At 40.1% G+C, this 21,373-nt stretch carries 18 protein-coding genes; 4 read left to right on the top strand and 14 right to left on the bottom strand.

Annotation, left to right across the window (positions count from 1 at the left end; all coding sequences use genetic code 11):
* The first annotated feature begins 170 nt into the window (after positions 1-170).
* On the top strand, positions 171-542 hold the full coding sequence (locus JL001_RS13930) for a DUF1801 domain-containing protein (protein WP_200976993.1): 372 nt from the start codon (positions 171-173) through the stop codon (positions 540-542).
* Positions 543-546: 4 nt separating this feature from the next.
* Here JL001_RS13930 and JL001_RS13925 read toward each other — a convergent pair whose 3' ends face one another.
* Positions 547-828, bottom strand: a complete 282-nt coding sequence (locus JL001_RS13925) for a SelT/SelW/SelH family protein (protein ID WP_200976991.1) — start codon at positions 826-828, stop codon at positions 547-549.
* A 234-nt stretch (positions 829-1,062) separates the two neighbouring features.
* On the opposite strand from JL001_RS13925, the gene JL001_RS13920 reads away from it, so the two are divergent.
* Complete coding sequence (locus JL001_RS13920; RefSeq protein WP_200976989.1) at positions 1,063-2,247, top strand: MFS transporter; 1,185 nt, start codon at positions 1,063-1,065, stop codon at positions 2,245-2,247.
* A 243-nt stretch (positions 2,248-2,490) separates the two neighbouring features.
* Entirely contained in the window at positions 2,491-3,582 is a 1,092-nt protein-coding gene (locus JL001_RS13915; protein ID WP_200976987.1) for a serine hydrolase, read from the top strand.
* An 86-nt stretch (positions 3,583-3,668) separates the two neighbouring features.
* Here the strand turns inward: JL001_RS13915 and JL001_RS13910 are convergent, their stop codons facing one another.
* On the bottom strand, positions 3,669-5,252 hold the full coding sequence (locus JL001_RS13910) for a SusD/RagB family nutrient-binding outer membrane lipoprotein (RefSeq protein ID WP_200976985.1): 1,584 nt from the start codon (positions 5,250-5,252) through the stop codon (positions 3,669-3,671).
* Positions 5,253-5,286: 34 nt separating this feature from the next.
* Positions 5,287-8,700 carry a SusC/RagA family TonB-linked outer membrane protein gene (locus tag JL001_RS13905; protein WP_236252817.1) on the bottom strand — a complete coding sequence of 1,138 codons (3,414 nt, stop codon included), beginning with the start codon at positions 8,698-8,700 and terminating at the stop codon, positions 5,287-5,289.
* A 584-nt stretch (positions 8,701-9,284) separates the two neighbouring features.
* On the opposite strand from JL001_RS13905, the gene JL001_RS13900 reads away from it, so the two are divergent.
* The gene (locus JL001_RS13900) at positions 9,285-10,358 is read left to right on the top strand and encodes a LacI family DNA-binding transcriptional regulator (RefSeq protein ID WP_200976983.1); all 1,074 of its coding nucleotides are present in this window, start codon (positions 9,285-9,287) and stop codon (positions 10,356-10,358) included.
* Between the two features lie 206 nt (positions 10,359-10,564).
* Here the strand turns inward: JL001_RS13900 and JL001_RS13895 are convergent, their stop codons facing one another.
* The 11 genes from JL001_RS13895 to JL001_RS13845 all read right to left on the bottom strand — a co-directional run bounded on the left by JL001_RS13895 (position 10,565) and on the right by JL001_RS13845 (position 21,346).
* Positions 10,565-11,269, bottom strand: a complete 705-nt coding sequence (locus JL001_RS13895) for a sulfite exporter TauE/SafE family protein (protein WP_200976981.1) — start codon at positions 11,267-11,269, stop codon at positions 10,565-10,567.
* Complete coding sequence (locus JL001_RS13890) at positions 11,270-11,695, bottom strand: FixH family protein (RefSeq protein ID WP_200976979.1); 426 nt, start codon at positions 11,693-11,695, stop codon at positions 11,270-11,272.
* 12 nt (positions 11,696-11,707) lie between these two features.
* The gene (gene ccoG, locus JL001_RS13885; protein WP_200976977.1) at positions 11,708-13,132 is read right to left on the bottom strand and encodes a cytochrome c oxidase accessory protein CcoG; all 1,425 of its coding nucleotides are present in this window, start codon (positions 13,130-13,132) and stop codon (positions 11,708-11,710) included.
* 42 nt (positions 13,133-13,174) lie between these two features.
* A complete protein-coding gene (locus tag JL001_RS13880) occupies positions 13,175-14,107 on the bottom strand; it encodes a cbb3-type cytochrome c oxidase N-terminal domain-containing protein (RefSeq protein WP_200976967.1) in 933 nt (310 codons plus the stop codon).
* Entirely contained in the window at positions 14,094-14,285 is a 192-nt protein-coding gene (locus JL001_RS13875; RefSeq protein ID WP_200976965.1) for a cbb3-type cytochrome c oxidase subunit 3, read from the bottom strand. The genes JL001_RS13880 and JL001_RS13875 overlap by 14 nt, the downstream gene beginning before the upstream one ends.
* A gap of 11 nt (positions 14,286-14,296) precedes the next feature.
* Complete coding sequence (gene ccoN, locus JL001_RS13870) at positions 14,297-16,447, bottom strand: cytochrome-c oxidase, cbb3-type subunit I (RefSeq protein WP_200976963.1); 2,151 nt, start codon at positions 16,445-16,447, stop codon at positions 14,297-14,299.
* A 2-nt stretch (positions 16,448-16,449) separates the two neighbouring features.
* On the bottom strand, positions 16,450-16,635 hold the full coding sequence (ccoS, locus tag JL001_RS13865; protein ID WP_200976954.1) for a cbb3-type cytochrome oxidase assembly protein CcoS: 186 nt from the start codon (positions 16,633-16,635) through the stop codon (positions 16,450-16,452).
* Entirely contained in the window at positions 16,626-19,055 is a 2,430-nt protein-coding gene (locus JL001_RS13860) for a heavy metal translocating P-type ATPase metal-binding domain-containing protein (RefSeq protein ID WP_200976946.1), read from the bottom strand. The genes ccoS and JL001_RS13860 overlap by 10 nt, the downstream gene beginning before the upstream one ends.
* A 79-nt stretch (positions 19,056-19,134) precedes the next feature.
* The gene (locus JL001_RS13855; RefSeq protein ID WP_200976944.1) at positions 19,135-19,758 is read right to left on the bottom strand and encodes a hypothetical protein; all 624 of its coding nucleotides are present in this window, start codon (positions 19,756-19,758) and stop codon (positions 19,135-19,137) included.
* Between the two features lie 211 nt (positions 19,759-19,969).
* A complete protein-coding gene (locus tag JL001_RS13850) occupies positions 19,970-20,680 on the bottom strand; it encodes a Crp/Fnr family transcriptional regulator (RefSeq protein ID WP_200976942.1) in 711 nt (236 codons plus the stop codon).
* A gap of 90 nt (positions 20,681-20,770) precedes the next feature.
* Positions 20,771-21,346, bottom strand: a complete 576-nt coding sequence (locus tag JL001_RS13845; RefSeq protein WP_200976941.1) for a YceI family protein — start codon at positions 21,344-21,346, stop codon at positions 20,771-20,773.
* Positions 21,347-21,373: the final 27 nt, after the last annotated feature.

Genomic DNA, 21,373 nt, shown 5'->3' with positions numbered 1-21,373 from the left:
TTTAAGTTAAAAATTTATCCTCATTTCGGCAAGGCATTAGAAGCTTTGTAAATGGCTCAAAATAAATCTAATGGGTTAGGCTTTCACTTCTTAATGTAAACCAGAATGTATTACTCATTATAGGCTTATCAATAAAAAACAGGCAATATCAAATTCGCCAAGAAGAGAAAATGCTCAAAGAAACAGACCAATTCTACGCCCATCAGGAAGAGCCCAACAGGTCCTGTTTATTGGCATTGCGTAAGGTTATTCTATGCCAAGACTCTGAGGTATCTGAAACCAAAAAATATGGAATGCCTTGCTTTTGCTATAAAAAAAAGATGTTTTGCTATCTATGGACAGATAAGAAAACAAATGAACCATACCTCCTGATGGTAGAAGGCAAACATCTTGAGCATCCCAAACTGGAAACGGGGAGTAGAAGTAGAATGAAAATTTTCAGGGTTAATCCTACTGAAGATTTACCATTAGAGGATATAATTGAAATTTTGGGTCAAGCCTTAAACCTATATAAAAATGGTATAATCAAGATCAAACCATAAACTCCTAGGTCCTTTTCTTGTCTGCATGCCCAAGGTCTTTTCCTGGCGCAATTACATCACGGACAAGCTGTTTTAGCTCCGTAATTTCCGGAAATCGCCCTTTCTCTTTACGTGACCATACCAGGTGACCATTGGCTCTTACCTCAAAAACTCCTCCCGTCCCGGGCTTAAGTGTCAAAGCAGCTAATTCTCCTTCAAAAGTGGTCAGCAATTCCTGCCCCATCCAAGCAGCTCTTAGCATCCATCTGCATTGGGTACAATAGTGTATTTCGACTTGATTATCCATCTTTCCCTCGATTTATAAAGGATCAAGTTAATCATGGATTTTCTATTGCAAAAGGTTTTGCATCAATAACACTTCGAGCGTTCTAAGCTTCTCTCGCACATTACGCAATCGATTACGATTCAATAGATTATTTAAATAATTATTAAATATTTCATTAATTATTTCGAATAATGAACTTTTCAGGCAGTTTACTACTTATCTCTTTTCACAAACCCTAAACTGAAGAACTTAGATATGAGAAAGGCGCTACTTGCATTGGCTATTGGTGGTTTTGGTATTGGAACGACGGAATTTGTCATCATGGGTATCTTGCCTGAGATTGCCGAGGCCTTCCAAATATCCATTCCCAAAGCGGGTCACTTTATCGCTGCCTATGCCTTGGGCGTTGTGGTTGGAGCACCTATTCTGACCACTATAGGCAACAGGTGGCCAGCAAACAAAGTCCTCTTTGCCTTGATGATCTGGTTCACCATTTTCAATACGCTTTCAGCATTTTCCAATAATTACACTTCTTTTCTGATCATGAGGTTTTTGTCCGGGCTACCTCATGGTGCCTTTTTTGGGATAGGAGCTGTAGTAGCCGGAAAACTCTCCAAGGAAGGAAAAGAAGCCCAAGCCATCTCCATTATGTTTGGAGGACTCACGGTTGCCAATGTGGTTGGTGTACCGCTGGCTACCTTTCTCGGTAAACACTTTCAGTGGAACATTACCTTCCTAATCGTCGGTATCATCGGGTTACTTACCTTAGCCAGTGTAAAGTTATGGATGCCTACCATGGAAAAGTCTTCCTCTAGTAGCATATCCCAGGAATTCAGCATTTTTAAGCGATCAGAACTGTGGTTAAGTATTCTTTTGACCGCCATTGGGACTGGAGGCTTTTTTGCCTGGTACAGTTATATTGCCCCTCTGATTACCAATGTAGCCGGTCACCCGGAAACAGTAGTTCCTTATGCCATGATACTGGCAGGCCTGGGAATGGTTTTTGGTAATTTTATCGGTGCAAAACTAGCGGAAAAAATGCTTCCAATCTATGCAGTGATGATCACCTTGGTCATGATGGCCCTCATGCTTGTTGCCAACACCTACCTGGCCACTGATAAAACAGCCGTACTGATCATGACCTTTATCATTGGAACCGTTTCATTTTGTCTGGTTACCCCCATTCAAATTGTGATTATCAAAGCCTCCAAGGGCGCTGAAACCTTGGGCTCTTCCCTTAATCAAAGCTCATTCAATATTGGAAATGCTTTAGGAGCTTACCTAGCAGGTTTGCCTATTGCCATGGGCTATGGATTTACCTCTGCTGACCTGGTGGGAGCAGGCATTGCTTGTTCCGGTCTTTTTATTGCCATTGCCATTCTGATGGTCAGAAAGAAGAAAGAGAAAAAAAGAGCGCTTATGAAAGCCAGTTATTCTTAATCAACCTGCCATGCTAGCAAGTTAAAGTCTATAACTTAAAAGTTAGATATACTATTTATCTTTCCTGATGCAGTGGTTGATATTGAAAAACGTCCTGACAAAAAGAAACAAGGTGAGCATCTCTTAACTGAAAGGCTAACTTACAACTATCCAATACCTTAAAAGTCAAATATAGCATTACCAGATGGCGAGAAACAAAAATAATTGGTAGTTTTAAATAAACACCATTTATCAAACACGCCCATGAAATATGCTTTAATCCTCTTTCTTTGCTTTTGGTTCCATAGCACCTTTTCTCAAATTGATACTGCCATCAATGCACAAAGAACAGATATTTTACCCGAGTCAAAAACTGACCTGATATTTAACAAGATCAACACTTTCCACAACAACACTCAATTGGCATTTGCCTTTATTAAAAATGGCCAAACCTCCTATTATGGAGTCAAAAGGCTCAATGACAGCATTGTAAGCATCAATAACAGTCAAAGCATCTTTGAAATCGGCTCCATCACCAAAGTATTTACTTCTACTCTCTTAGCCTATCTGGTAGAAGAAAATAAAATTACCCTTAATGACAATATCAATGATTTTTTACCCTTTCCCATGAAGGATGACATCAAAATCACTTTTAAGTCACTCGCCAACCACACTTCAGGACTGCCAAGAATCCCCTCCAACCTCGCCATGGCAAATCCCCAAAACCCTTATAAAGGATATGATGAGGAAAAACTAAAAGCTTACCTTATGGAAGAACTTAGCCTTCTGGACACTAGCGGAATGAAGTCACAGTATTCCAATCTTGGAGCAGGCCTCTTAGGCTATACACTAGGAGTAATTGAGGATGAGAGTTATTCCGAACTACTGCAACAAAGGATCTTCTCACCCCTACATATGAACAGTAGCACTGCCAACAGACAAGAGCTAAATAAAGTTATAGTCAAAGGACTGGGACCTATGGGACAGGAAACTGCCAATTGGGACATGGAGGTGCTAAGTGGAGCGGGAGGGATTTTATCCAATGTGGAAGACTTATCCAAGTTTGCATTGGCCCAATTTGACAGCAGCTACACTGCTTTGGCCCTGACCCGCCAAAAGACAGTTCATGTGGTCAATAATGTAGATATCGGTCTAGGATGGGCAATTATCAATAGAGCGCCCAAGAACAAATGGTACTGGCATAATGGTGGCACAGGTGGCTATAGTTCCTCCATGGTGATCGACAACAAAAATCAAAATGCTGTCATTATCCTTTCCAATCTTTCAGCTTTTCATCCAAATAAAGGCAATGTAGATCAACTCAGTTTTGAACTAATGGAAAGTCTAGAACAATAAACAGAAAAAATAAAAAGGCCGCACCAACAGCAAAGCTGAAGCATGCGGCCCTAGGTCCCTTAAACCTATTTTATCAAATCATTGAATTAATCTACGTCCCAGAATAGTTGGTTCGTTAGCTTATCTTCTCCCTGAACAACGGAATAATTTTCCATATTATAAGTTTGCTCAGATCCTGGATACATCCAACGAGCAGGAGGTAGACTCTGCTGATTGGAGTTATCCACCCAAAAGTCAAAATCCAACAGACCCAATCTTCTGATTTCATACCAACTTTCATTAGATTGAATGACGTTAAAATGGAGCCATTTCTGTTCTGCAATTAAAGTTAGTTGCTCTTCTGCGCTAGATGCAGCATCCCAAGAAACTTCATCCATAGCCAAATAATTACTAATGGAAGCATCCGTTGGTACAATAGGTGCATCAGCGTCTGCATTATTACTAATGCTTCTTAGGTATTGGTAAAAGCCAATAGACTGCCTAATTCCCTCTTCATAATGGGCCTTAGCCATAGCACTTTGGCCTTGGTTTAGATAATATTCTGCCGCAAGCTGATGTACTTCTGCTGCAGTCATGATCACACCCGGGAAATATTGGTTTCTACTTAGTGTGGACCTGTTATAAAAAGAAAGGGTTTGCTCAAGAACCAAAGCATTTTGATCTGTTGGATTCATTAAAGGGTCAAGTCCTAGATACTCGCCGTTCGATTCCAATCCAGGTTCAAACACATATGTCAATCTTGGATCCTGATTATTCACCATATGATCTAAAATCTGTTTTCCTGCTAAGTTACCATCCCAATCTTCCAACCCACTTTGGAAATCAGTAGCACTCATTAAAGTCCCAAGTGTATGGATATGGAATAAAATGTTATCATCATTATTGGTAACAATAGGATAATCGGTCGGATTAGAGAGAATCTCTCCAATTTCAGCAGTAGCCCTTGAAGCAAATTCACTGCTTCCACTTACCCGTGTCAACATTCTCAATCGCAAAGAGTTGATGTACTTGGTCCATAAATCGATACTTCCTCTGTTGATCAAATCTTGCGTATTAAAATCAGCTTCAACAGCCGCATTGATTTCCAGTGTCCCCAACTCATCAGCGAAATCAGCCAAATCGTCCAGCATAGTTGTATAGATCTCTTCAGCGGTATCATAAGCAGGGTAAGACTTCGAATAATCGCCTCCATTTTGGCTTAGCATACCAGCCTCACTCCACGGGATATCACCATACAAATCCACAATCTGTTGGGTACGGTCATAGAAGTAAACCGCAGCTGTGATCATAAAGAGACGGTTATCTGCCTGCTCTTGTGCAGATAGCTCATTATAAACTTTTTGAAGCTCTCTGTATTGAGCCATAAAGTTATAAAACACATCCCAACGCTCACTTACAGCAGCAGAACCTGGTACATATTGGTTTTCTACATTGACCCAGCCTACTGCTTGAGTATATCGGTTAGAAGTAATTCTTCTTACCACAAAGTAATCCCTATAACCGGGTAACACATAAAGTCTATTGGAATACATCATCCCAGTAAACTGCTTACCAACAGAAGTTTCCGCAAGTTTGGAAGGATCTGTGTAGTTATCTTCAAAGTCTGAAATTGTACAGCTCACTAAGCTGCCAACCAGAAGTATATATATAAATAGTCTATTGATATTCATGTCTTAATTATATGAATTGTTCTTAAACTAGCTTTTAGAATCTGGCTCTTAATATTACACCATAAGTTTTGGTAGCAGGGTTAGTACCCGCACTGGTCAATGTTTGAGTCCATCTGGATCCACCGGTTAAAACTTCAGGATCTAGATCCTTGATGTTTCTGTAAAGGAAAAACAAGTTCCTTCCGAATACTGAAATATTAACATCGGAAGCACCGAATTTAGAAGAGATCTGATTCGGTATAGCATAACTGATGGACAATTCCCTCATTTTGATATAGTCGTTATCTTTTATATACAATTCATACCTAGACTGACTGTATTGAGGACCTCCCCAGTTATAAGTATTCCAATAGTAATAAGCTTGCGAAACCACATTGCTATTGGCAGATCCGTCAGCGATAACGCCATCCATCAGCATACCATCATGGTAAACAGTCTCTCCATTTGGACCTTGTCCAGTAGAATGGTCTACTTGAACGCCATTTCCATCACCATCCAAGTAATAAGCTAATCCTCCGCTTGCTTCATCCATATAATTCAAACTTTCCTCAGTCAAACCACGAGAGATCATCCAATTGATCCCTGTTGGCATTACACTACCACCAATTTGAAAGTCCATCACAGCCGACAAAGAGAAGTTTTTGTACCTGAAATCATTGATGATACCACCCACTGCATCAGGCATGGCATTTCCTACTTTGATCCAGTTTTGGTCATCTATTTTATACAGACCATTTGGCTGAACGATTTTGTCTCCGTTATCATCAGTTGCAATTGGACGAGCATAGAAATCTCCCATTGGCTGCCCCACCACTGATCTCAACTGAGCCGCATTACCATCGTAATCAGCATGCAGGAGTTCAGTAGCATTATTAGCCAATTTCTCTACTTTATTGACGTTTTTGGCAATGTTAACCACTGCATTCCATCCAAAATCTCTGCTTTCCACTATCTGACCATTTAAGGCAATTTCCACTCCGGTATTCCTAAGTGTACCGATATTGGTCAATACAGAAGATGCACCGGCAGAAGATGGCAAAGTCAATGGCAAAATCTGATCTCTGATTTGTGCATTATAATAGGACACATCCAAGCCGAAACGATTGTTGAAGAATCTAGTATCCAAGCCAAATTCAAATTCATGCTTTTGCTCAGGTTTGATACCATCATTTCCAAAGCTTGAAGGAATTACAGTATAAAGTACATTGGAACCATTTGGTTGTTGCTCTCCTAACGAGTTTTGAGTATATGCAATGTTAGCAGAATATACATCAGGATAATTACCAACTATCCCCCAAGAACCTCTCAATTTAGAGAAAGTAATTAAATCTGGTAAAGTAACAGCATCAGAAATCGCAAAACTGGAGTTAACTGATGGGTAGAAGAATGTGTTGTTATTAGGATTCATGGTAGAAATTCTATCTCTACGCAAAGTTCCTTCTACAAACCACACTCCCTTATAATCCAAATTAACGGTTCCCATAAAAGCATCAATAACACGATCGGTACGATTAGAACCTGAGTTAGGAATATTGGTAGATGCTACAATATCGAAGAGATTTTCTGAGCTTAAACCTCCATTTGTACTGCGACTTATACTATTATAGCTTTCTTGTCTAGCCGTATAACCTGCCATAGCACTAAATGTCACTTCATCGGTAATTGGCTTACGGTAGTTTAGCATGACATCTCCATAGAGGATACTAAACAATTCAGAAGTCATTCCAAAAGACCCTGAAGGGCCAAACGCCAATGGTCTCTCTGTCGAACGAGAATCTTCTGAGTATCTACTGGTAAGATCAGTAGAAATCCGAGCTCTTAAATTCAAACCTTCAGTAATATCAATAGTATTGGTCAAACTACCAATTACACGGTTACTGGTCTCATCCAAGAAATGTTTATTAACTCTCCATACATAATCAGCAATATCACTTCTAAATCCGTTTCCTGTAATATTTTCATCAGGAGTCAAACTCTGATTACTTCCTGTAACGAACCTGTAGCCTCTACTAGTTTGATATTTATCCAAATACCAAGCACCATTATCAAAACGGGTCATCATCCCACCGAAATTATTGATCATTCTGTCAACGGAATAAGGACGGTTCTTGGTGTTTTGATTGATATAGTTGATCATCAAATCCGTTTTAACTTTCTTACTTACTTTGTAAGAGGAGTTCAGATTTAGGATGTTTTTACTGTTTTTTGAGTTCAAGCTCAAAGCCTCATTGTCCTGACGAGTAAGTGACAAACGGAAATTACCCTTTTCAGTCGCATTGGAAATAGCCACGTTTACTTGAGAACTGATAGGATCATTGAACAATGCCGCGTAGTTGTCTTCCTGAGCCACGTATGGTCTAGATATTCCATCCCAAGCCATCATCGGCTGCCCATCAAATGCAGGGCCGTAGTTTGTAGTCGTATTAGGGACAGTTCTTACACCATCTTCAGTATAATTAAACCCATCTTCCGATTGACCTAAATCCTGAATATGGGATGGCATGCCCGGCCCTCTAACGTTTTGATATCTTGGCAAGTAAGCAATTTGATCGACAGCAAAGTTTGCATTAAAGTCAACTCTCATTCCTTTTTCTCCTGCCTTACCTTTTTTGGTAGTGATCAAAACCACACCATTTACAGCCTCTGAACCATACAATGCTGCCGCAGACGCTCCTTTCAAAATGGAGATGTTATCGACATCAGCCGGGTTGATGTCCAAAAGGCCATTACCTCTCAGACGTTGATCCCCCCAATAGTTGTTATTGGTCACTTCCTCATTTCGGATAGGCACACCATCCAAAACGATCAAAGGCTGGTTTTTACCTGTTATGGAGTTTACACCACGTATTTGGATGTTAACGGCCGAAGTCGCACCACCGGCACCTGTAGCAATTTTCACCCCTGGAGCTTTACCATATAATGCTGTCGCCAAGTTTGGTGTCGCTACTTTCACCAATTCATCAGATTTAATAGTACTGGTTGCGTAACCTAGTGCCTTTTCTTGCTTATCCATACCAAAGGCAGTTACTACCACTTCATTAAGGGCAGAGGCTTCTTCTTCCAACACGACCCGGATTTCTGTTTGGTTTCCAACCTCTACCGTTTTAGTAGTGAAGCCCAAAAAAGAAACTACCAAAGTAGAACCTTCTGGAACATCAATACTGAATTTACCATCCAAGTCGGTCACAGTACCTCTACTGAGTCCCTGAACAGAAACAGCAGCTCCAGGCAGTGGATCACCGTTACTATCAAGAACGGTCCCGGTTACTTTAATGTCAGCCTCCCCGATACTGACAATCTCATTAAAAGTTGCAGCGTTTTCTACATTACCTGCAAACGCAGAACCAGAAAACACAACACCTACCAGCATACTTTGCGCTAGCAGAAGTTTGCTTTTCTTTTTGAAAAGCGATGAGGGATTAGTTTTGTGGGTAATTTGTTTTTTCATATTTACGATTTATAGGTGTAAGAATTTTTCAATTTCAGAAGTCAATAAATCATTAAAAGAAGCGAGTTTGTTCACTATTTATTAGTAGCCACTTCTTATTCAACTCAGAGGTCTTAAACCAGATCAGCAAAACCATTCATTATTCCTATTTCTTTAACAATTGCTTAATAAAAAACTCCACATACAATTCGAAAAGAAATAATTATTTAATAAATAAGGAATGACACACTAATCTTTTACACATCACCAAAGTAGAAATTAAATTGTATTAATCAAAAAATATTTTGAAATTGTTTCCGCACACAATTTATTTGTTTGCGGAAACATAGAGTAACCAAACAGAACAATTATATAGTGCAAAAGGACTAATAATTGTTTTTGATTAGAATTATAATAAAGAACAAAGACATAGTTGATAATTTGAAACGGTACCATTCATTCTCATTAACAAATTATTAATTCAGTCAATTGTCATTAGTGGTTTTAAAACAGTCCGATTATGTACAGATCAAAAAAACTATTACTTTCGTGGTTTACGATTTTTTCAAAAAGACCAAAAATCCATTGACCTAACAGACCCTATTATGGAAAAAAATAAGATGATCAGGATAAAAGACATTGCCAAGTTATCCGGCGTATCCGTTGGTACGGTGGATAGGGTAATTCACAAAAGAGGTAAAGTCTCAGAAGCTGCTAGGCAAAAAGTGGAAAAAGTCCTAAAAGAAATTGACTATACGCCAAACCTATTGGCCAAGACCCTTGGCTCAAGCAAAGTATACAAAATCGCTTTGCTCGTTCCGAATCCTAAACAAGACCCTTATTGGAACTTATCACTTCAAGGCTTGGAGGCTTCAAAAGTAGAGTGGAGACCCTATCATATGGTATTGGAGCCTCACTTTTTTGAACTCCATGATTTTAGTTCCTTTAAAAGTGCTTCTAAAAAATTACTCGAAAGCAAGCCTGATGCTGTTTTGAGTGCCCCTATCTTCCTCAATGAAGCCCTGGAGTTTTTTAAGGAGCTTGACGAGCTTAAAATTCCCTATGTGCATTTCAACACCATGATTCCTGATGTTTCTCCACTATCCTTCATTGGGCAGGACTTATACCAGAGTGGAAAGTTAGGCGCTTCTTTGATCGACTTGGGCACCAACTGCCAAAATAATACTGCTTCAATCCTTCACGTCAGTGAAAGCATCCAGTTTTCTGTTCACTTTAAAGAAAAGGAAAGAGGCTTTAGGGACTATTTTAGTTCTTCGCAAAAAGAAAAAGTCACTGTTTCTGCGGTAATCATTGAGGGTGACGACATGAAATCCTTTGAATCCAAACTTATTGAAGCCATAAAAAAAGACAAAATCAAGGGTTTATTTATCCCCACCTCATCTGGAGCCAAGCTTACTGCAGATATATTGAGAAAAAACAAACTCTCTGACATCTGTATCGTAGGCTATGATCTCTTGGAAGAAAACATAGAATTGCTCAAATCAGGAGATATCAATTTCCTGATCAACCAAAACCCAAACAGACAGGTATTTAGAGGAATCCATCACCTTGCCAATCACCTGCTCTTTAATAAACAAGCACCTGAGAAAGAGCTTTTTCCTTTAGAGGTTATTACAAGGGAAAATGTGGATTCTTACATCAGGTCCACGATACATTGATCGAGGCCACTAAACTTACTTTCACTAACCCTGCGTGCTGTCTTTTTTAGCTGAAATCTATGCGAGTTCTAAAGCTCAATCTACATTATTATTTGGGTTGCGTCCAACTGCATTTTTTTCAGTTAGTCCTGAACCACTGATTTAATTTACAAAAATTATAAAGGACATTGGACTGCTTTTAAGAGTTGAACAGCTCCACTTTCTGATTATTTGCAAATGGTAATTTCTGTAGGGGCTTTTGATGGTGCTAAGGAGCTAAGCTCTGGACTGATAAAATGAATACCTAAACCCAAACCTCTGACAATAAAAAGTACTCCAATAAAAACCGCAAAATAGGGCATCAATTTAAATAGACGCTGCCTTTTGGAGGGACTAAATAATTGTCCTCCCAACATAAGTATAAAAAGCAAAGGGACAGTGCCCATCCCAAAAGCAAACATATACAAAGCTCCCTCAAAGGGACTTGAAAGAGCCAAAGAAGCTAATAATGCTATATAAACCATCCCACATGGCAAAAGTCCGTTAATAAGTCCAGTCATAAAAAATGCAACAGTCCCACCTTTTCGTAACCAGTAGGACAAAGAAGCCTTGATACTTCCCACGAATTTATAAAGTCCTACTTGTACGATAGCCTGCTCGCCCTTACGATACAATAAAGCAAAAAGTATAATCAGCACACCCAAGCCAATGGACGTCCACTGCTGGACTCCGGCCAACTCTAAGCCCCAGCCCATGGTTCCAACCAATAAGCCTAGCAAACTATAGGTCAGCGTTCTTCCCAAGTTATAAAAAAGCTTCCTGGTCCAGTATTGTTTTTGGTCAGCAGCGGCCACAGCCATGGCTATTGGACCACACATTCCCAAACAATGAAATGAACCTAAGAATCCCAATAAAAAAGCCGTCCAAATCATCTATAAATTGATTTTTTGTTCTTCATAATAGGGTTTTCCATTCCGTTCCCAAGCCAATTTCACTCTCCAATAACCAGCTTTTAGATCTTCTAGCCGAATCGATTTCCCTAGATCATCTGTAAATTCCATTTCCATCTTTTGATCCAATGTGGCATCTGAAGGTCTAAAGAGCCACAATGTCCCTTTGTCTCCCTTACCAAGATGGATCAGTAGCGATTTTGTACCAGCTTCGAACTCCATCACTTTCTCTTTTAACTGGGCTGCATTAGAGGCTTTTTCAATTTGCTCTTGGTACTTGATCTCTTCCTCATAATAGTGCTCTGTGACCAAATGAATATCATCTTGGTTCATACATATCCCTACCATGGTAAAGACTACGGTAGCAAAGCCCACAAATACCAATATTATTCCTGTTCCCCAATTCATAGTTTGATTAATTTAGTCATTTTTCTTTGGTAATGGAGCCATAAAACTGGTTTCAATTTCATCGATTACCTCTCCATTTTGCAGCAATCGTAGGTTCACTTCTTCATTGATTTGGTGCACATCACCGGCATCCACCACCAGAAAAAACCTGCCTTCCAATTTGGACTGGCCTTCCATTTCCCAGTTTCCTTCACCTGTCGCTTCAATACTGTATCTTGGATCATCAGCTTTAATCTGAACATTTTGTGTATCGAAAGTCTTATTGATAAATGTAACTTCATATAAGTTGCTGATTTGCCCATCTGTCCGTTCCTGATAAGTCATACCTCTAAAGCGCGTAATCGTCGCAGAAAGCTCCGTCCTAGTCACCAACAAACCAATAAAAGCCCCTATCAACAACATCAATACAAAAGAATACCCCATTACCCTTGGCGTCAGTAACTTTTGGTTTCCATCTTTAATCCCATTCTCGGAAGCATACCGAATCAAACCGGTTGGTCTTTTTACTTTGATCATGACCTCATCACAAGCATCGATACAGGCAGTGCAATTGACACACTCCATTTGAACACCATTCCTGATATCAATCCCGGTAGGGCAAACCTGTACACATAATGAGCAGTCTACGCAGTCGCCTTTTGGGATCTCATCAAATTGGTTTTTCTTTATCTTTCCACGTGGTTCTCCTCTCACATAATCATAAGAGACATTGATGGAGTTGGTATCCAAAAGCACTCCCTGAAGCCTACCGTAAGGACAAACCACAGTACACACCTGCTCCCTAAACCAAGCAAATACAAAAAAGAAAATACCAGTAAATGCCATCAAGCCCAAAAAGCCAGTCAAATTATCAGTTGGCGGACTGGAAACGGTGGACAATGTCTTATCCACCCCTATCAGGTAAGCCATTACCGTATGTGCTATCAACAAGGATACTAGCAGAAAAGCACCCATTTTTGCTCCTTTTTTTAAAACCTTCTCTTGATTCCATGGCATGGCATTCAGCTTCTTTTGCTGGCTGGCGTCTCCTTCTATCCAATATTCAATTTTTCGGAAGACCATTTCCATAAACAAGGTTTGAGGGCAGGCCCAACCACAAAAAACCCTTCCGAATACAACCGTAAACAGAATGATGAATACAAAGAAAATCAACAATAAAAAAAGCAGAATATGAGTATCTTGCGGCCAAAATACTTGACCAAAGATCACAAATCTCCTTTCAAAAATATTCAGCAACAAAAAGGGCTTGCCTCCTATTTTTAGAAAAGGCCCCACAAAGAGAAACCCAAGTAATAACCATGAAAGGTAGGTTCTCCATTTATAAAAGAACCCTCTTACCTTTTTGGGATATACCCAATTCCTCTTTCCATCTTCCTTAACAGTGGAAAGAGAGTCTCTGAAGGCTTCTTTTTGGTTACTTTCTAATGGATTTCCCATTTTAGTTCAGATTGAAGGGCGGGATACTCCCACCCTGATTTATCACGATGACACAGCGGTACTGTCCACACCAGCTTCCCCCTCCTCATTTGGATTATCCGCCTCAGGTGTATAAAGCTCCCCTTGTGGTTCTTTAGGATTGGCAGGAGTGGTTCCTTTTAGCGATAGTATAAAATTGGCTACCTGTTGGATCTCCTCTGGGCTTAACTGATCCTGCCAAGGGATCATTCCTTTGTCTGGTACGCCGTACTTGATCACTGTAAATACATCTTTGATACTTCCACCATGAATCCAATATTCATCTGTAAAGTTAGGACCGACTCCTCCTCCACCATCGGCAGCATGACAGGCCACACAGTTGTTTTGGAAGATGGTGCCCCCTGCAATCAATACCCTATCAGACTGGTTAAACTCTACATTACTTTCGTCAATGGATGCCAAAGCCAGTGCCTTTCGGCTTTCTGCTGCAATAGCCTCTGCCTCCAATTCTGCAGTATATTCTTCCGTAGGTGTTTTCCCCCATCCAAGGGTGGAATAATTGATCAGATATCCTACAGCAAAAATGATCGTTCCATAGAAAACATATTTCAACCAAGGAGGCATAAAGTTGTCCAGTTCCACAATCCCGTCATAACTATGGTCAAGCATGATTTCCTCTTCCTCCTCAATAGACTTAAACTTACCGGAGATATACTTCTCATTAAAGTTTTCCCACCAAGTAGGTTCATTGGCCAGCTCTGGGTTTTCCTTTCTCAGGACTACCGCCATAAAGGACATAAGGTAAATCATCAGGATCAATAGCAAAACCATAACACCCAATACGACCAAAATCATGATCAATAAGGTGATTTGGCCGCTATCCATACTGCTTAAAGTTTCCATCATGCCTCCGCCAATCGCTTCCTCTTGGGCAAAGACTGTAGTTGCGCACATCAGCAAAAGTGATAGTATTGCTAAAAACTTATTTCTCTTCATGATCGTCTTCGTTTAAGTGGCTCTCATCTACAGGCAATGATTTCATGTGGTCAATGTATTTGTTGTCCACCCGAAATACCCACCATCCCATGCCCACGAAAAAGAGCACGAAAATAAGTAGTGAGATGATCGGATAGATTTCCACATTTTCGATCGAACTTAATATTTCTTTTTGCATGACTTCAAAGTTTATTTGGCAATACTATTTTCTGTGGGAGCATCAACTTTCTTGATATCTGTTCCTAAGCGCTGTAAATAGGCAATCAAAGCCACAATTTCAGAATTGGGCATTACCTCTATGTTGTCCTCGGACAAACCAGTCGCTATTTCACTGGCTTGTTTTTCCAAGTCCACCATTGCCTGTTCATCAGCATATCCTTCCGGATAGGGTACACCCAACTTTTGCATGGTTCTGATCTTATCAGGCATATCCTCATGATCCATGGTATTGGTGATCATCCAGGAGTATGATGGCATGGTCGATCCTGGTGACATGGTTCTTGGATCTAGCATGTGATGGTAATGCCAGCTATCTGGATATTTTCGGCCTACCCGGTGCAAATCAGGCCCAGTTCTTTTGGATCCCCATAAAAATGGTCTGTCATAGACAAACTCACCTGCTTTGGAATATTCACCATATCGCTCGGTCTCGGACCGGAATGGCCTGATCATCTGAGAGTGACAGCCCACACAGCCATTTGAGATGTAAAGGTCCCTACCTTGAAGCTCTAAAGGTGTATAAGGCGCTACGCTGCTGATGGTTGGCACATTGGATTTCACCAAAAGTGTTGGTACGATCTCGATGGCTCCCCCAATGAGGATAGCTATTGTAGCCAGTACTGTAAAGAAAATTGGTTTTCTTTCCCACACATGGTGCCAATATTCTCCTTTTTTGGCTATATGCTTGGTCAATACAGGGGCCTCATCCGGCTCATTTTCCACGAAAGTTCCAACCTTGGTGGTCTTCACCAAGTTATAGACCATCAGCAAGGCTCCGGTCAAATAAAGTACGCCGCCAAAGGCTCGGAACATGTACATTGGAACAATCTCCAAGACGGTTTCCAAGAAGTTGGGATATGCCAAGCGCCCCATTTCATTGAACTCTTTCCACATCAAACTTTGGGTCAATGCAGCGACATACATGGGCAGGGCATAGAAAATAATCCCTAAGGTCCCTAACCAGAAATGGGTATTAGCCATTTTGGTTGAGTACAATTTAGTATTCCACATTTTTGGCCATAACCAATACAACATGCCGAAGGTCAGAAAGCCATTCCATCCCAAACCTCCGATGTGTACGTGCGCCACAATCCAATCCGTATAGTGAGCAATGGCATTGACAGATTTTAAGGATAACATCGGGCCCTCAAAAGTAGCCATACCATAAGCCGTCACTGCAACGACCATAAATTTTAATACTGGGTCTACGCGCACTTTATCCCAAGCACCTCTAAGGGTCAGGAGTCCATTTACCATTCCTCCCCATGATGGAGCGATCAGCATAATAGAAAAGGCAACCCCCAGTACTTGTGCCCAGTTAGGCAAAGCTGTATAAAGCAAATGGTGAGGACCTGCCCAGATATAGATAAAAATCAGGGACCAAAAGTGGATGATCGAAAGCTTATAGGAATAGATTGGACGGTTTGCCGCTTTGGGCAAGTAGTAATACATCAGTCCCAAATAAGGCGTGGTCAAGAAAAAGGCGACGGCATTGTGTCCATACCACCATTGAACCAGTGCATCCTGTACCCCGGCATAGGCGGAATAACTCTTGAAAAATGACACAGGCAAAGCCAGGGAATTAAAGATGTGGAGCACAGCCACTGTCACAAAGGAAGCCAGGTAAAACCAAATGGCCACATACATGTGTCTTTCTCTTCTTTTCAGTAATGTACCAATCATATTGGCACCAAATGCGACCCATACCACAGCGATGGCGATGTCTATTGGCCATTCCAATTCTGCATATTCTTTTGAAGTGGTAAGCCCCAAAGGCAATGTAATCGCAGCCGCCAAAATAATCAATTGCCAACCCCAAAAGTTGATCCAACTCAAGGTATCGCTCCACATCCTTGCCTTGAGCAACCTCGGCATAGAGTAGTAAACACCTGCAAAAATTGCATTCCCCACAAAGGCAAAGATTACGGCATTGGTATGTAATGGTCTAATCCTGCCAAATGTTGTATAAGGATTTCCTAAGTTGGCCTCAGGGAGAAAAAGCTGTGTGGCGGCCAAAATACCCACTAGCATCCCGACTATGCCCCAAATCATGGTGGCAGCTCCAAAGTACTTTACGATTTTGTTATCGTAACTGAACTTTTCCAGTAACGCTTCAGACATATTTATTTGGTTTTAGTTGACGGTTTATCTTCTTTAACTTTGTTCTTTTTTTCATGATCAAACAGAATCCTCACCGAAGGAGTATAAGTATCATCATACTGGCCATCCTTCATTGCCCTAATAAAAAGCAGAAAAAATCCAATTGCCAAGAGCATGCTTATACCGATCAAAATGAAAATCACTTCCATGTCCATTGTTTTTTAAGTCCTCTTTTTATAGCCAGGTAATTCATCATAAGTGAAGTGAAGAGCACCACTGAAATACTACTCAGCGGCATAAGCACCGCACAGATCACCGGACTTATCATTCCCTGTACTGCTAGCCCAATACCAATCAGATTATATAAAAAGCTGAGGATAAAACTGGCCACAATGACCTTTTTACTATCCTTGGCCAGCTGAACCATTTTGGGCAAATCCCTTAAATTTTCAGCGATTATTATGGCATCACTTGCGGGAGAAAAATGCGTGTATTGATCGGAAACAGCAATTCCTACCAAGCTTTCCTGAAGTGCACCAGCATCATTGAGCCCATCTCCAACCATTAGCGTTTGCTTACCTTGTTGGTTCAAGCTTTGGAGGTAGTCAAGCTTATCCTTTGGCCCTTGATTAAAATTCATACAAACTCCTTCTCCAAATGCCTTCACCATGCTGGCCTTTTCATAGTCATGGTCTCCTGAAAGTAGATGAACTACTCCAGTATTTTTGAGGTTCTCAATTACCTCTACAACGCCTTTTCTGAGACTGCTTTGAATATGAAAATAGCCCAATACCTCTCCGTCCACGGACAGATAAACCCTATTACCATGATCTCCAGTTTTCACCTTTCCCAAACCCAACCATTTGGCTGAGCCAAGTTGTATACTCCGGGAGCTACAAATCGCTCGGATGCCCTTACCTTGAAGCTCTTCAAGCCCTTCCGCATAGGCTGGCCTTACACCCTGTAGCCAAGCATTGATCCTACTGCTCAATGGGTGAGAGGAGTGCTGAACCATACCTTTTATATCCATAAGCAGCTCTTCTTCCAACCTTATCCCCATAAAACTCACCTTGGCTGACGAAGGATCTGTTAAAGTGCCTGTTTTATCAAAAACATATGTATCCACTTTTCCTAAATCTTCCACCACACCACTGTTCTTTAGGTAAAATGCGCGGGCACCAAAAATTCTTAAAGCATTTCCAAGTGTAAATGGTGTAGATAAAGCCAAAGCGCATGGACATGCTACAATCAAGACACTTGCAAATGCCTTGATCCCCATCGTGAAATCGGTAAAGCTCCAAAAAACCAAAGTTCCAAAAGCAATCAATAAAACAGCTAAGGTAAACTTTCCACTGATTGCATCTGCCAAAGAGGCTAGGCTATTCTTTTCTCGCGAAAAGCTTTCATGATTCCACAGGTCAGTCAGGTAGCTTTGGGAGGGGGATTTTTGGATATTGAGTAAAATAGCTCCGGATTGTTCTCTGCCACCCGCATAAATCACCTCCCCACGATTTACAGGGACAGGCACTTCTTCTCCTGTCACAAAACTATAATCTATCAATGCCTCTCCTTCTAAAAGCAAACTGTCCGCTGGGATCAATTCGCCTTTTTTTACTTTTATGGTATCTCCAACCCTTAACTTTGGTAAAGAGATCACTTCTTCTGCTTGACCATTTATTTTAGTGATGGCCAAAGGAAAGTAAGCCTTATAATCCCGATCAAATGACAGTGTGCTAAAGGTTTTTTGCTGATAAAATTTTCCTAGCAGCAAGAAAAAGAGCAGACCGCCTAAAGAATCAAAATAACCAGAACTGCCCATAAAAAACACCTCAAAAAGACTGTAACCAAACAAGGCTATGATGCCCATGACTATAGGCACATCCATATTAACGTAACCGCTTTTTATAGCAAACCAAGCTGATCGGTAATAATCGTTTGCAGCGTAAAACACCACTGGTAAGACCAAAAATAGGTTGAGATAATTGAACAAACCCCTAAAACCCTCTCCTAACAAACTGACTTCGCTAAAATATTCCGGCAAACTGAAAAACATCATATTGCCAAAGCAGAAGCCCGCTACAGCCAGTTGGTAAACTAACCGCTTGTCTGTACTTGTTGTTGTTTTTTTTGAATCTATACTTGAAAGCTTGATCACTGGCTCATAGCCTATCCTTGCCAATAACTTTACCACCTCAACCAAACTGACTTGATCATGGAGAAATTTGATACTGGCTACTTTTCTGATAAAATCTACCCGCCCGGAAATGATATGCTCATTTAACCGATGAAGATTCTCCAAGAGCCAAATACAAGAGGCGCAATGAATGGCTGGAATGGAAAAAGTAATATGAGTCTCCTTCTCATTCTTAAAATCAATGAGTTGTTGGATGACTTCAGGTTCTTTTAGGTAATCAAACCTATTAGAAGCTTGGTGCCCTTGTAGTGCTTTTGTACCTGGCTTATCCCCATAAGCATAATAGCTGGACAAGCCATTTTCATGAAGCACTTCATACACCAATTTACAGCCGGGACAACAGAACTCTCTATCATCAAAGACAAGTAAATCATCTATGCATTTTTCACCACAGTGATAACACAATATAAGATTCTCATCTTTAACTTTTTTCATTCTGTTAGTGGTTCTATTTAAATTTAACTATAAATATCACTATAAATCAAGTAGATATGTTTTTAATTGGTAATTTTAACTAGGCCAAGTAGAAGGACAAGTTATCATGCCAAACAGTACCTTTATAGAAATGGAATAACACTTTTGCCAAGTCAGCCTGATAGCCTTTAGTGGTGACCAAAAGCGTGCAATCTCTCTTATTGGCATAGGACCAAAAGTCTCCAATTTTGGTGAAATTGAATTTGATAAAACTGGTTTCCTTGGTATGGTCACTGATAAGCTGAATCAATGCTTGTTCTTCTGCTATTTTCGATTTGGGTATAAAACTAGGTGAGATGATTGTGGCTTGGCTCTCCACCACTTGAAACTGAAACATCATTAAGAAATCCCTGATAATTTTTGCAGACGAAGGGGTACCATCATAATGAAAGAGCACCTTTCTAAAGGATATGTTTTTATCATACAAGAATAAGGGAATACCACATGGACGCTTTTCCAAGACCTGCGGGTAATCCGCATCATGTAACCAATCCAACACTTTTGGGAGATTGGCGAGAATCATTTTAATTTCCTGATCCGTTTCTGTAGCATTGGCTTTGCTTTGGGTTATTGTTCCAAAAAAACCAGCGGGGATACGGCTATCGAAAACCGGCATCAGAATATCTGTTGGAATTTCAATATGGCTTAGATCATTGCTATACATAAATTACCCGTTGATGATTTATACAAAACTACTTTTAAGCCGTGTGTACAAGCATGACATTTAGAAACCCAGAACCTGACTTTTATCAGGTTTTGACACTGCCATTTCAAATGCGCAAAAAAAGTTATGTATCAACCCAAAAAATCAGGCATAAAAAAAGTCCGAATCACTGATTCGAACTCTTCCATTCTAATGATGTTGATTAAACTTATCAGTTATTGTAAAAGTCTGAAAGCCTTGCAAGGCCCTTTTGATCTAAGACTATAATTTTCTTCCCATCAAATTTTATCAAGTTGTCTTTCTTAAATTCTGACAACAACCTGATCACAGTTTCGGTGGCTGTACCAACCAATCCAGCTATCTCCTCTCGTGTAAGTACAAGGTCAATTTTTTGGCTTTCTCCTCCATCCACTCCATACGACTCACTTAGCTTGATCAAAGTAAAAGCCAATCGCTCCCGGATGGTCTTTTGGGTAGCATCGGTGAGTTGATTTTCCATCATCCCCAAAGTTTGGCAAACCGATTTGGTTAGCCTACGATGGAAATTGTTGTCTTTGGACAAAATATCCAAAAACGTTTCTTTGGGAATAAAGCATATTTTAGCATCTTCCACAATGGTTGCAGAGCTGGTATAGGTTTCTTCTCCCAAAAGAGAGGTATAACCAAGAAAATCACCTTTCTGGGCCAACCTTATGATTTGCTCTTTTCCGTTAGAAGCTGTTTTATAGGTCTTAACAATCCCTGAACTAATACAAAATACGCCTAAAGGCTTGGTCCCTTCATAGAAAAGAATTTGTCCTTTTTTATGGGAAATCAGGTTTTTACTGTCAGACAGGTTACATAAATGCTCCTCGGACAAACCAGAAAACATAGAGAATTTCCGGCTTAAACATAGTTCGCAAGGGGTATTTTTTTCTGTCATGTTGGTTTATAAAAATTGTATTCATTACAAAGTAAAGATTAAACCTATTAAAAAAACATGACATTTGTCATACTAAACACATACTAAAGATTATTCAGCAGTACTAATCAGTATCGAAAATTCTACTTCCACCTCGTTTTTTACCCTGACCGTCCCTAAAAATTTCTTTGGTGGATCTATTCCAAAATCAGAAAAAAGGAATTTCCTGCTCCCTACAAGCTTTTTTACCCCATTTTCCAGTTCCTGAAGCTCACAGGTTAAGTTTACTCTTTTTGAGACATTAGCAAGTGTCACTATCCCCTCACCAGATAAAAGGTTGCTTTGACTTTCTGATTTCTTCATTTTTACAAACTCCATTTCAATCAATGGAAATTCATTAGCCTTGATGGTTTCCTTAAAATCTTTGGTCATCATTTTATTAAAACAATCAAAACCCTCTGCAGGAACTTTAATTGCTCCATCCCAATAGTTTGTCCCCTCTTCTGTTGTTTCTCTTAATTGATCCTTCCCTTTATATTCTTTGGACAAACAATTAAAACTATTGACATTGGTTTTTCCTTTGATCTCCAAGGTGCTCTCCGCTAAAATATTCCAAGTGACTACTTTTTCTTCTCTTGAAGTCAAAAGCTGTAAAATGGTCAAAATCACCACATAAATAGTCATCATAAAACCAATCTATTTTTATCGTTACAT

Source organism: Echinicola sp. 20G (assembly GCF_015533855.1).
Taxonomy (GTDB): domain Bacteria; phylum Bacteroidota; class Bacteroidia; order Cytophagales; family Cyclobacteriaceae; genus Echinicola.
This window is presented reverse-complemented; position numbering and strand designations above follow the sequence as displayed.

Excerpts from the sequence above, each read along its gene's own strand:
- JL001_RS13930 (WP_200976993.1), top strand. The coding sequence starts at position 171 with ATGCTCAAAGAAACAGACCAATTCTACGCCCATCAGGAAGAGCCCAAC.
- JL001_RS13925 (WP_200976991.1), bottom strand. The coding sequence starts at position 828 with ATGGATAATCAAGTCGAAATACACTATTGTACCCAATGCAGATGGATG.
- JL001_RS13920 (WP_200976989.1), top strand. The coding sequence starts at position 1,063 with ATGAGAAAGGCGCTACTTGCATTGGCTATTGGTGGTTTTGGTATTGGA.
- JL001_RS13915 (WP_200976987.1), top strand. The coding sequence starts at position 2,491 with ATGAAATATGCTTTAATCCTCTTTCTTTGCTTTTGGTTCCATAGCACC.
- JL001_RS13910 (WP_200976985.1), bottom strand. The coding sequence starts at position 5,252 with ATGAATATCAATAGACTATTTATATATATACTTCTGGTTGGCAGCTTA.
- JL001_RS13905 (WP_236252817.1), bottom strand. The coding sequence starts at position 8,700 with ATGAAAAAACAAATTACCCACAAAACTAATCCCTCATCGCTTTTCAAA.
- JL001_RS13900 (WP_200976983.1), top strand. The coding sequence starts at position 9,285 with ATGGAAAAAAATAAGATGATCAGGATAAAAGACATTGCCAAGTTATCC.
- JL001_RS13895 (WP_200976981.1), bottom strand. The coding sequence starts at position 11,269 with ATGATTTGGACGGCTTTTTTATTGGGATTCTTAGGTTCATTTCATTGT.
- JL001_RS13890 (WP_200976979.1), bottom strand. The coding sequence starts at position 11,695 with ATGAATTGGGGAACAGGAATAATATTGGTATTTGTGGGCTTTGCTACC.
- ccoG (WP_200976977.1), bottom strand. The coding sequence starts at position 13,132 with ATGGGAAATCCATTAGAAAGTAACCAAAAAGAAGCCTTCAGAGACTCT.
- JL001_RS13880 (WP_200976967.1), bottom strand. The coding sequence starts at position 14,107 with ATGAAGAGAAATAAGTTTTTAGCAATACTATCACTTTTGCTGATGTGC.
- JL001_RS13875 (WP_200976965.1), bottom strand. The coding sequence starts at position 14,285 with ATGCAAAAAGAAATATTAAGTTCGATCGAAAATGTGGAAATCTATCCG.
- ccoN (WP_200976963.1), bottom strand. The coding sequence starts at position 16,447 with ATGTCTGAAGCGTTACTGGAAAAGTTCAGTTACGATAACAAAATCGTA.
- ccoS (WP_200976954.1), bottom strand. The coding sequence starts at position 16,635 with ATGGAAGTGATTTTCATTTTGATCGGTATAAGCATGCTCTTGGCAATT.
- JL001_RS13860 (WP_200976946.1), bottom strand. The coding sequence starts at position 19,055 with ATGAAAAAAGTTAAAGATGAGAATCTTATATTGTGTTATCACTGTGGT.
- JL001_RS13855 (WP_200976944.1), bottom strand. The coding sequence starts at position 19,758 with ATGTATAGCAATGATCTAAGCCATATTGAAATTCCAACAGATATTCTG.
- JL001_RS13850 (WP_200976942.1), bottom strand. The coding sequence starts at position 20,680 with ATGACAGAAAAAAATACCCCTTGCGAACTATGTTTAAGCCGGAAATTC.
- JL001_RS13845 (WP_200976941.1), bottom strand. The coding sequence starts at position 21,346 with ATGATGACTATTTATGTGGTGATTTTGACCATTTTACAGCTTTTGACT.